Genomic DNA, 12,275 nt, shown 5'->3' on the forward strand with positions numbered 1-12,275 from the left:
GGAATTTCTGAAGAGATTGGAGGATAATGACAGGAAGTTTGAGGAGGAGATGAAGAGGATGAGGGAGGAGAGCGAGAGGAAATGGAACGAGTATAGGGCTGAGAGCGACAGGAAGTTCCAGGAATTTCTGAAGAGATTGGAGGATAATGACAGGAAGTTTGAGGAGGAGATGAAGAGGATGAGGGAGGAGAGCGAGAAGAGGATGGCGAAGTTTGAGGAGGAGATGAAGAGGAGGGATGAAGAGTTCAAGAGGAACTTTGAGACGATACAGGCCGAGATTAACAATACCATAGCCAGATACTCCATGAGCCTTGAAGAGGAGGCCAAAACCGCGCTTGAATGGAAACTGAAGGGACTGGGTTACGATGTGAAAATTACGGATCTCGAGATTCCCTATGTTGTTGAAGTAGACCTGTTTGCCACATTTGATAACTATGTTCTAATAGGCGAGGTAAAGGTAACCGCCAGATCCGGTGCAGTTGAACAGCTTGAGTACGCGATAGACTCCATCAGGAAGAATAGACCGGAACTAATTGAGGGCAAGAAAATAATACCGGTAATATTTTCCATGAGACCCAAGTATATACAGAAGGAGTGCGAAGAGAAGGGAATATTCCTGACGGATGGTTACAACGACTATACAGACCTTAAGAGCATAATGGGAAAGTGACCCCTTGAGCGGAGGACTTGATGTTCTCCACTAGTTCGATGCGCTCTAATGTCTGTAAAGGTTCGGAAAACCTCGCCCTTCGGGGCTAGGCTCACCCTCTCAAATGATCGCACTCACTTATTATCTTTCTAAAATACAATATATCATGTTCGGTCCCTTAATTGAGGAAGATGGAGTCAACTTCTCCCTATGGGCTCCCTATTGTTCCAGGGCTTCGCTGAAACTTGGTCAGGAAATTATACCCATGGACCGCGACGAAATGGGATACTTCAGGGTTAAGGCTGAAGCTAAACCTGGAGATAAATACAAGTTTGTTACCGACAGGGGAGAGATACCGGATCCCGCATCAAGGTTTCAACCCGATGGTGTTCACGGATATTCACAACTAGTCTCTCCTCTTTTTCCATGGGAGGATCAGGAATGGAAGGGACTGAGAAAAGAGGATCTAATCATCTATGAGATACACGTGGGCACCTTCACTTCTGAGGGAACGTTTGAAGGAGTTACTCACAGGCTGGATTACCTGTCCGACCTAGGCATAACAGCACTGGAAATAATGCCCGTTGCTCAATTCCCTGGGAAAAGAGGCTGGGGGTATGACGGGGTGTATCTTTACGCTGTGCAGAATTCGTACGGAGGCCCCTCCGGTCTGAAGAAACTCGTTAATGAGGCGCACAAAAGAAACTTGGGCGTTATCCTTGACGTTGTTTACAATCACGTTGGTCCTGAAGGTAACTACATGAACGCTATTGGTCCCTACTTTTCTACCAAGTATAAAACACCTTGGGGACTTACCTTCAATTACGACGATTATGGAAGCGATGAGGTAAGGAGGTTCGTGCTGGAGAACCTGGAGTATTGGATGACTGAATTTCACATCGACGGTTTTAGGCTGGATGCCGTTCATGCAATCATTGATAACTCTCCGAAACATATTCTAGAGGAGATTGCGGACGTTGTTCATAGGCACGGGAAACTTGTGATTGCTGAGAGCGATCTCAACGACCCCCGAATAGTCAACCCCAAGGAGAGATGCGGTTACGGGATAGATGCACAGTGGGTGGATGACTTTCATCATTCGATTCATGCTTACTTGACAGGGGAGAGGCAGGGATACTACTCCGACTACGGGAGCCTAGAAGACGTGATAAAGGCCTTTAGGGACGTCTTCGTGTATGATGGAAGGTACTCAAGGTTCAGGGGAAAGACCCACGGTAGACCTGTAGATTTGGATGGATGCAGTTTCGTGGTATATATCCAAAACCATGATCAAGTGGGCAATAGGGGTAAAGGAGAGAGGCTCTCCACACTCTTGGATAGGGAGAGCCTCAAGATGGCTGCAGCCCTATACCTCCTTTCGCCCTATATCCCCATGATATTTATGGGAGAGGAGTACGGAGAAACAACCCCATTTTACTATTTCTCGGACTTTTCTGATCCTGAGTTAATAAAGGGTGTAAGAGAAGGTAGAAAAAGAGAGAATGGGCAGGAGATGGATCCTCAATCAGAAACTGCCTTTAACTCATCAAAACTGACTTGGAAAATAAACGAGGAAATTCATAGGTTATACAAGGAGCTTATTGCCATAAGAAAGAAGTACGTTAACTGTGATAGGAAACTTGAGATTAACAGCAGAGATAGCTTGATCACGATAAAAAAGGGAGCGTTGTTTATGATATTTGCGTTTAAGGAAGATGAGATCAAGGTAAACACTAGTGGAAAAATACTAATTTCGTCTGGTTCCTTTCCACACAAGATACATGATGGAGTGATCAGGGTTGATAAGGGATTTGCAGTATATTTGGAAGAGACAGAACAGCAATCACGTTGAGGTATACGAGTACATCACTGTCATTACAGACACATATTATTTCACTATAACCTCAATAAATTTCCTGCTTCGCAGTGTGAAAGGGAATTAGAGCCACCAAGTCTAGGACACCAATACTTTGCGAAAATTTTTACCCGTGCTCTCCAGATGATGCCCATGCCAGATGGTAAAAATAATCAATACTACTAACGAGACGCAACGATACTACAGGGAAATTGATAGAGTAGCTGGGGACCTTATTTTCCCAAGATCATAATCATTATTTCTATAAAGGTTTAATTGACACCTACTCATAATGTATTCATGTTTCTCAAAACGAGGGATAGACCATTAAGACCTGGAGACCTCTTTCCACTTGGCTCAAACTGGATTGAAGACGATGACGGAGTAAATTTCTCCATATTCTCAGAGAACGCAGAGAAGGTAGAATTGGTTCTCTACGCCCCCAATCAAAAGTATCCAAAGGAGGTGATTGAGGTTAGAAACAGGACTGCCGACATATGGCACGTTTTCGTTCCTGGCGTTAGGCCCGGTCAACTCTACGGTTACAGGGTTCATGGTCCGTACAAGCCGGAGATGGGACTCAGGTTCAATCCCCACAAACTCCTGCTCGATCCGTACGCCAAGGCCATCAGTGGCCACCCCAGGTGGGACGATTCGCTCTTTGGTTACAAGATAGGCGATCAGGGTCAGGATATGTCCTTTGACGAGCGGGATTCAGGGGAGTTCATGCCCAAGAGCGTTGTTATAAATCCATTCTTTGAATGGAGTGACGAGAACTTCGTCAGGAGGAGGATTCAGATCAAGGATATGGTAATATATGAGGCCCACGTGAAGGGAATTACAAAATTAAGATCTGATATACCTGAAAACCTCAGGGGGACTTACTCAGGGCTTTCCTCAAGGCAAATGATAGACTATTTCAAGGATCTGGGAATAACGACCCTGGAGTTGATGCCCGTACACCACTTCATAGATCAGCGTTTCCTGGTGGAAAGGGGACTGGCTAACTACTGGGGCTATGATCCAATCAACTATTTCTCGCCCGAGTGCCGTTACTCCAGCATGGGATGTGAGGGAGGGCAGGTTCTGGAATTCAAGAGGATGGTTAATGAACTTCACAATGCTGGAATCGAAGTATTAGTGGACGTGGTATACAACCACACCGCTGAGGGAAACCATCTGGGACCAACCCTGAGCTTCAAGGGGATAGATAACTTGGCATACTACATGTTACAGCCTGATAACAAGAGGTACTATCTAGATTTCACGGGAACGGGAAACACCCTTAACCTGAGTCATCCCCGGGTATTGCAGATGGTCCTTGACAGTTTAAGGTACTGGGTCCTTGAGATGCACGTGGACGGGTTCAGATTCGACCTTGCAGCCGCCCTAGCTAGGGAACTATATAACGTGAACATGCTAAACACTTTCTTTATAGCTATTCAACAGGATCCGGTTCTGTCCCAGGTGAAGCTGATTGCTGAACCCTGGGATGTGGGACCCGGGGGATATCAGGTGGGTAACTTTCCTCATCTATGGGCCGAGTGGAACGGAAAGTACAGGGACGCAGTGAGGCGGTTCTGGAGAGGAGAGGCCATACCCTATTCCGAGATCGCCAACAGGCTACTGGGCTCCCCGGACATCTATCTGGGCAATAACAAGACCCCATTCGCCAGCATAAACTACATCACGTCACACGACGGTTTCACACTGGAGGATCTGGTTAGCTATGATCAGAAGCATAATGAGGCCAATGGCTTCAACAATCAGGACGGGACGAATGATAACTTTAGCTGGAACTGTGGAGTTGAAGGACAAACAAATGATCCCAACGTGATTGCCTGTAGGGAAAGGCAGAAGAGGAACTTCGTGATAACTCTCATGATAAGTCAGGGAGTGCCCATGCTACTGGGAGGAGATGAACTCAGCAGAACGCAGAGGGGAAACAATAACGCCTTCTGCCAAGATAACGAAATAAGCTGGTACGACTGGAACCTGGACGAAAGAAGAATAAGGTTTCAGGATTTCGTAACGAAGATGGTGAAATTCTACCTGGCGCACCCCATCTTCAGGAGAGGAAGATATTTCCAGGGGAAGAAGCTTCACGGTCTTCCCCTCAAGGACGTCATTTTCCTAACAACGGAAGGAAAGGAGGTAGACGAGAAGGCGTGGAGCTCACCCACCCAGACCGTCATCTTTGTGCTAGAGGGGAGCGTGATGGATGAGGTGAATAGGGTTGGGGAAAGGATAGCGGACGATACGTTTCTGATTGTTCTCAACGCGAATCCCAACCCGGTGAGGATGAAACCACCTGCTGGGAAATGGGAGCTTGTGGTGGCTTCCCTTCTCAGGGATCCCAAGCCCGAAGAGCTCAGTCTGGATGGAAAGGAACTGGAGATTGAGGGAAGGACTGCCCTGATCTACAGGAGGACAGAGCTATGATAGTGGGAACATACAGGTTACAGCTCAACAGGGACTTCAACTTCGAAAAGGTGATGGGATACCTGGATTATTTCCGGGAACTGGGAGTGTCCCATCTTTACCTTTCACCAGTTCTCAAGGCAAGACCCTCAAGTAGCCATGGATACGATGTCGTGGACCACACCAGGGTGAGCGAGGAGCTTGGAGGAGAGGAGCAGTACAGGAAACTGATTGAGGAAGCCAGAAGGAGATCCCTTGGGGTAATTCAGGATATAGTTCCCAATCACATGGCCGTTCACGATCAGAACTGGAGACTGATGGATCTGCTCAAGAAATGGAAGGAGAGCAGGTATTACGACTACTTTGATCACTATGATGACGACAAGCTGATCCTGCCTCTCCTGGAAGACGATCTGGAAAAGGTGGTGGCTCAGGGAAAGATTAAGGTCACGAGTGACGGGGTGGAGTACGCAGGCCTGAGGTTCCCCCTCAATGAGGAGGGGAGGCGTTATGTGGAGAACCGCTGTCCAGATGGAAGTTGCCTCGACCACAGGGAGATCATGCACGTTATTTCACTTCAGAATTACTCCCTTGTTTCGTGGAGGGAAAGTCCAAACTACAGAAGATTCTTTGCCGTCAACGATCTCATAGCTATCAGGGTGGAACTGGACCACGTGTTTGAGGAATCTCACTCCTACATCCTGGGCTTTCCAGTGGACGGCTTCAGGATAGATCATGTGGATGGGCTCCTCGATCCTGAGGGATACATTAGAAGGGTTAGGGAAAGGGTGGGGAACAAGCTGATCTACGTTGAAAAGATACTGCAACTCAAGGAGAAGTTACCTGACTGGGAAGTGGAGGGAACAACTGGATACGATTTCATGAACTATGTCAATCTCCTTCTAGTTGACAACATGAAGGAAATGGTAAGGATATACGAGAATTTTCTTGGGAAAAAGTCCAACGTGAGTGAGGTGGTGAAAGAGAGCAAAAGGTTAGTAGCAAATACCCTCTTCAGGAAAGACCTCGAGAGATTATCAAGTCTTCTTAATGTGGAGCTGAACTATCTCGTAGATTTCCTTGTCTGCCTCAGAGTGTACAGGACTTACACTGGAGAGGAAAGGGAGATAGAGGAGTGCGACAGGGAAGGAAGGATTCCGAGGGAGAGGATGAAGAGATTACAGCAATATATGCCTGCGATCTTCGCCAAGGGATACGAGGATACTGCTCTCTTCAGATACAATACCCTGATCTCCCTGAACGAGGTTGGGAGCGATCTCTCCACGATGTCCCTCTCCATGGAGGAGTTCCATGAGTTTAACCTGAAGCGTAAACCCACTTCATTGAATGCCACGTCCACTCACGACAGCAAGTTCAGTGAGGACGTTAGGGCAAGGATGTCGGTGCTCTCGGAGATTCCCGAGACCTGGGAGGAGAGGGTGAGGTATTGGCACGACCTCCTCAAACCCAAGATAGATAAGAACGACGAGTATAGAGTGTACCAGACCTTCGTGGGTAGCTACGAGGATAGCCCGGATTACGGGGAGAGGTTAAGAGCCCACGTGATTAAGGCGTTGAGGGAGGCCAAGGTTCATACCACGTGGGAAAATCCAAATCTGGAGTACGAGGGGAGAGCAATTTCCCTGGTAAATGACATGTTGCACGACAGGTCCTTCCTTGAGGATTTTCGGGAATTCTTAAGGATGGTGGAAGAACCAGGATACAAGAAGTCGCTAATTACTCTAGCCTTGAAGATGCTCTCCCCCGGGGTACCAGATATTTATCAAGGAACCGAGGTGTGGAGATTTCTCCTCACCGATCCTGACAACAGGAGACCGGTGGACTTCGAGCGACTGTCACATGTTATGAAACAACTTCCGGAGACCCTGGATCTGGAGGTTTCTGACGAAAGGGTCAAGATGTGGTTTACCAGGAAGCTGTTGAGGATAAGGAGACAAGGATTGGGCGAGTATAGGCCCATGGAACACGGATTCAGCAGGGGTAACGTGATTTTGCTCTTCTCCCCAAGGACCACGAAAGTTCCACGTGGAAGGGTGGATCTCAAAGATGACTACGTGAACTTGGTCAATGGTAATAGAACCAGAATTGTGGAACTTGAGGAATTAGAGAAGTATGGAATACTAGTGCTAGCAAGGAGAGAAGCTGGTAATACCGAGTAATATCTCTGGACTGGTAGAGAAGCCACAAATAATCCTTCCTGGATGATCGAGCCTGGTTCTCACGCTCTTAATGCGTCTAGATGAAATATCTCGCTTCGGTTCACACTCATTCACAATCATGCTCTGATATCTTCATCCTAGAAACATTCTATCCAAATTCGTTAAGCTTCGTAAAGGCCTCCCTTAGCTCCTCATCCAACGTGATCATCTCCGCTCCGAGCAGATTTGAAATGATCAGATGTAATAAATCAAGGGTCTTCAGCTTTGCCCTCCATGCCAACTCCAATTTTCTGAAGACTAGGTTAAAATCAACATCCACGAGAGACACATCTCCCCTTCTTAACAGATACTTTACAAGTGCCTTCCCCTCAAGCTCTCCAACCCTCCTAGAAAATACCGAGTAAAGCTCTGCCAGAGTTAGGGAACTTATTACCTTCTCGCTACCTGGATTCAGGCTTGATATTATCTCAACAGCTTTTTTGTGATTGGGATCGCCTTCCAGCGCGTACGCAACCAGCACGCTCGTATCAATGTAATATCTCATTCCCTCTCCCTGATCAATTCCTCTGAGGTGGGGACTTTGATGTTTCGTGGGAGGCCTTCCTTCAACCATCTCTCTGCCAGCTCATTAGCCCTTCTTTCCTCCTCTATCACACGGATTACTTCTCTCAATCCCTTCTCCATGACCAGGTTAAAGGCCTCATTCTTGGAATTTACGATTCCAAGTTTAACCATTTCCTCCGCAAGTTCGTAAATCTCGTCCTTAACCTTAATCGTTACTGTTCTCATATGAGTAGTAAAGATGAGGTAAGATATAAGTAATGCGGAGATATCACGTAGGTAATATCACTGTTACGAATCACTTAGGGCTTGCTGTTTAACGTTCTATTGTCCGTAACGTAAAATACGGAACGTGATGTCATAGATTACAGGCCTATGTTGTAATAAGTACGAACTTTAAACTTTTGAAAAATTTATTATCTGTATAGCATCTAACTAGGGTACTATCTATCCATGCGCTAGGTTTTCATAAAGTCTTTTTCTAATAATTTAAGATGCTACTTCAAACTAAGTCTATCCATAACTTTCATAATAAAGAGAAGAAATCAAGAATTCGAATTAGAAGTCATTAATGAGAGTATGCACACCACATTTGGAACTAGTAGATCGACACTCATACTTAATCAGATTGATTTACCTTACCTATGACCAGAAAGTTCAAGATCTTCCTCCAACCATATTTCCCATGATAAGGGTTTTTGAGAAAGAAGGAATCTACCAGTTTCTGATAAACGACCCGTTTCCTCCAGTCGACTTTCAATTCCAGGGTAAAGCCAGCGATAGGACACTAAAGGATTTCGATCTCAGGCTGGAGGAAGGAGAAGGTCTAACCATCGTGAAGTCCCTAGACATCAGGGACCACATTCTAGGCCTTGGCGAGAAGGCTTTTGAACTCGATAGAAAACGCGGAAGGTACGTGATGTATAATGTGGATGCTGGGGCCTATCAGAGGTACTCCGATCCCCTTTACGTGAATATTCCCTTCCTCATTGTGGTTAGAAGGGGAATTGCCACGGGTTACTTTATGAACTCAGCCTCAAAACTGGTCTTTGATGTTGGCAGAGAGCACTACGACGAGATAAGGATAACAATACCTGAGGACTCAATGGAGCTCTTTGTGTTTGAGGGACCTACCATAGAGAAGGTTATAGAGAGGTACTCCCTAGTCACGGGATTACCCTTTCTACCTCCTGAATGGGCCTTCGGCTACATGATATCCAGGTACTCCTATTTTCCCGACAGGCACATCATTGAACTTCTGGACCTCATGAAGGAGGAAGGGTTTCCTGTATCGGCAGTCTTCCTGGATATTGACTTCATGTACCAGTACAGGCTGTTCACATGGCATCCAACCAGATTTCCCAACCCCAGGGAGTTCCTGGAACAGGCTCACTCCAGGGGAGTCAAGGTGATCACAATTGTGGACCACAGCGTGAGGGCTGACCAGAACTACGAGGTTTTCAGATCCGGGCTCGGTAACTACTGCGAGACGGAGAAGGGGGATCTTTTCGTGGGGAGACTGTGGCCCGGGTTCTGCGTTTACCCGGACTTCTTCCGTGAGGAGACGAGAAGGTGGTGGTCCGAGCTGGTGAGGAGATGGGTGGAGCAGGGAGTTGACGGAATATGGCTTGACATGAATGAGCCCACTGACTTCACCACGCTTCACAGAATGAGGCAAATGAAGGACCTTCAACTGAGGGAAACCCCCTTCACTTACGTCTTTCCTGAAGGAGTTGTTCACAGGGTGAGAGGGAGGACAGTAAAACATGAGAAGGTGAGGAACGCTTACCCCTATTACGAGGCCATGGCAACCTACGAGGGGGTAAGAAAGGCCAGGGAGGAGGTGTTTATCCTGAGCAGGTCAGGTTACGCGGGAATACAGAGGTTTGCAGGGTTATGGACAGGTGACAACACCCCTTCTTGGGAACACCTCAAGCTACAGTTACAGCTTGTTCTGGGCCTCTCCCTGGCAGGAGTGCCCTACGTGGGGATAGATGTGGGCGGATTTCAGGGAAGAGAGTTTCCTGAAATAGATAACTCGCCTGAGCTCCTCGCGAGGTTCTTTGAACTGGCCATGTTCTTTCCCTTCTTCAGGACTCACAAGAGCAAGGATGGTGTGGATAGCGAACCCATATTCCTTCCCAGTAAGTACAAGGAGAAGGTAAGGAAGGTGATAGAGACCAGGTTAAGGTTTCTTCCATACCTCTACTCCCTCGCGGAGGAGGCCCACAGGACAGGACATCCCATCATCAGGCCGTTATTTTACGAGTTCCAGGAGGATGAGGACTCTTATAGGGTGGAGGACGAATACCTGGTGGGAAGAAGCCTACTTTATGCCCCTCTCATGGGAAGGGAGGACACCAGGGACGTGTATTTACCTGGAAAGTGGGCCAATTTCTGGACAGGGAAATCGGCGGAGGGATGGATCAAATCCACAGACGAATTGCCCATTTTCGTCAGGATGAACTCCATAATACCCCTCTCCAATAATGATCTCTTAGTCTTTGGGGATGGAGAGTTCCAGTATGAAGGAATTAAGATTATATCCGGCGGTGACAAGATTAGTCTATCTAAACCGTCGTACGTAAGGAAGGTACTTCTGCTATCAGACGATAGATTAGAAGTGATTGATGTGGAATCTGTCACCAGTTCAATAAAAATTCACTAATCTCTCAGAATATATGTACATACCACTGATCCTGGAATTTTACAGCTACTCTCATTGCTATCTCGTCAACTAGAATAGGCGCGCCGGAAATTATCGCAATCTTAACAAGTTCCTTGGGATCCCTTACCTGAATGTAATTGGGCATTTGTAACTCATCCTTGACTAGAACAGAGATCTTGCCGTACTTCCTCACAAATTTCCTAAATGCCTGAAGCCTTGCATCAACTTTCTTCACCTCTGTTCCAAAGTAGAGATACAGTGCTAAGGAGGCCAATACACCCATCACGGCCAGAAATGGAACATAATTGAAATCTCCCTTTTTCACGGTGTAGTAAACCACCCTGTTTATCGTGTTATTCTCGACGGTTTCTGAAAGATATCCATTTTGTCCCTGTGTGATCACAACGTACGGACTGAAGGTAACATTGCCGTTAAACATGGAATACTTAACAATTACGTCTGGAAAAGATGGCTGAAATCCTATTTCCTCTTGAACTGAATTAAACATCTGGTACAATGCTGTGAGATTGAGGGATACCGGATCCTCTGGGGAAGTTATGGATCCTTTGGTTGCTACCAACGAGATTGAAGAACCGTTAAGAAGTACTGTATAATTAATTTCCTTCCAGTTAGATGGATACGTGAACAGTTTAACATCCACGAGCTGAATTAGTTGTTGTGGAACACTGAGCTGATTTATCCTGTAGCCCTGAATGGGCACAACCTCCATCCTGGTAAGCGTAGCATTAAGCACAACGGGTCTAAGAATTCCTCCGGTGGGATTGAGAACTATTGAGGGTGTTAGGATCTTGTTTCCAATTGGTATGGTGAAGTTAATGGAGATGATAGGGGAAGGTACGCCCAATTCCTGCGAAAGCTTTGCGGAGTACTGTTGAAGGTAGGTATAATTAACTAGGAAGGGAGAAGAGGAGATGTTGGTATAGAGCATTTTTGAAAAGAGACCAGGATCAATAAGGTAAACGCTATACTGGAAGTGGCTAACAGGGGAAACGTATATCTTAAGCTCCTTGGTTATTGAGGTAAAGTAAAATGTGGAGTTTAGTTCCGTTACATTGTACAGCAGATTTGGGGCCAAAATACCTTCAACCGTGATATTAACTGATGCTACGGCAACCGCAGTGCGAGTGTAGCCTATCGTGGTATTTGCTCCTACGAAAACGGGATTTTTCTCTACCACCACACATGGTATGATCTGCGCATATGCCACGTTTACCGTTCTAGCGTTCTCCTCTGGAACACTAGATTTGATAGCCAAGGACTCCATGGTAAACACAGTCAAAATTATTCCTAGAATCGCAAGAGCTATGCCAATCCTTCTCAAGCTAGAGGAGATCTGGAATCTAGTAATTTTCAACCTCTTTTCCATGGAGTTATGTACGAGAATATGTATATTAACGTTTCCGAAAATTTAACTTCTGTGTGTGTCGAGATAAGCTTTCAGAAGACCTTCATAGAACCAGTTGTACTGAACTATTACTAGATCAATCAGCTTGATAAACTACTCATTTACCTTGGGAGTGCAAACTTCACGTTAATGGATAAATAAGAATTATGAAGACTAAGCCTCAAATCTTTTACAAGATATGACTCCCCTCACTTATTTAGCTTCAATACTGAGTTGTTTGCACATTAGCTATATCTGGATATATCTTCTCTCTATTAAACGAGTCACTGCATATGAAAGTAAGGTCACGGCACCAGCAATCTCAGCTGAAACTAAAAATAGTAAAAGGTCCGGGTTAATCCTTGCGATGGCTAGAGCCACGCTGGGAGGTAGAACGTAGGGTATCCAGATCATGTTAACTGTTCCAGAGTGAAGCCCTACACCTCCTGAGAACACTGTTAGCATTTCCCTGAACTTGACGTCAGTGCCTCGGCCCTTGAAAAGTTTTTTACCAGGGTAATACGCGTTTTGAATAA

9 protein-coding genes are annotated in these 12,275 nt (G+C 46.1%); 5 read left to right on the plus strand and 4 right to left on the minus strand.

The genetic code is table 11. From position 1 onward, the window contains the following. The 4 genes from L3N51_RS11855 to L3N51_RS11870 form a co-directional block, all read left to right on the plus strand. Positions 1–670 (plus strand): hypothetical protein (locus L3N51_RS11855; protein ID WP_238027425.1); only part of this gene is annotated, 670 nt, incomplete at its 5' end. 142 nt (positions 671–812) lie between these two features. After that, on the plus strand, positions 813–2,501 hold the full coding sequence (gene treZ, locus L3N51_RS11860) for a malto-oligosyltrehalose trehalohydrolase (protein WP_238027433.1): 1,689 nt from the start codon (positions 813–815) through the stop codon (positions 2,499–2,501). A 303-nt stretch (positions 2,502–2,804) separates the two neighbouring features. Then, entirely contained in the window at positions 2,805–4,946 is a 2,142-nt protein-coding gene (gene glgX, locus L3N51_RS11865; RefSeq protein WP_238027426.1) for a glycogen debranching protein GlgX, read from the plus strand. Continuing rightward, the gene (locus L3N51_RS11870; RefSeq protein ID WP_238027427.1) at positions 4,943–7,105 is read left to right on the plus strand and encodes a malto-oligosyltrehalose synthase; all 2,163 of its coding nucleotides are present in this window, start codon (positions 4,943–4,945) and stop codon (positions 7,103–7,105) included. The genes glgX and L3N51_RS11870 overlap by 4 nt, the downstream gene beginning before the upstream one ends. Before the next feature lie 148 nt (positions 7,106–7,253). On the opposite strand, the gene L3N51_RS11875 is transcribed toward L3N51_RS11870, so the two are convergent. Together L3N51_RS11875 and L3N51_RS11880 are read right to left on the minus strand one after the other, a co-directional pair. Beyond that, complete coding sequence (locus tag L3N51_RS11875) at positions 7,254–7,649, minus strand: type II toxin-antitoxin system VapC family toxin (RefSeq protein ID WP_238027428.1); 396 nt, start codon at positions 7,647–7,649, stop codon at positions 7,254–7,256. Further along, complete coding sequence (locus L3N51_RS11880) at positions 7,646–7,894, minus strand: VapB-type antitoxin (protein WP_238027429.1); 249 nt, start codon at positions 7,892–7,894, stop codon at positions 7,646–7,648. The genes L3N51_RS11875 and L3N51_RS11880 overlap by 4 nt, the downstream gene beginning before the upstream one ends. A 457-nt stretch (positions 7,895–8,351) precedes the next feature. Between L3N51_RS11880 and malA the strand changes: the two genes are divergently transcribed. Then, complete coding sequence (gene malA / locus L3N51_RS11885) at positions 8,352–10,334, plus strand: alpha-glucosidase MalA (protein WP_238027430.1); 1,983 nt, start codon at positions 8,352–8,354, stop codon at positions 10,332–10,334. A 4-nt stretch (positions 10,335–10,338) separates the two neighbouring features. On the opposite strand, the gene L3N51_RS11890 is transcribed toward malA, so the two are convergent. After that, complete coding sequence (locus tag L3N51_RS11890) at positions 10,339–11,721, minus strand: DUF5305 domain-containing protein (RefSeq protein ID WP_238027431.1); 1,383 nt, start codon at positions 11,719–11,721, stop codon at positions 10,339–10,341. A 267-nt stretch (positions 11,722–11,988) separates the two neighbouring features. Further along, positions 11,989–12,275 (minus strand): hypothetical protein (locus L3N51_RS11895; protein WP_238027432.1); only part of this gene is annotated, 287 nt, incomplete at its 5' end.

This window comes from Metallosphaera javensis (ex Hofmann et al. 2022) (assembly GCF_022064045.1).
GTDB lineage: Archaea > Thermoproteota > Thermoprotei_A > Sulfolobales > Sulfolobaceae > Metallosphaera > Metallosphaera javensis.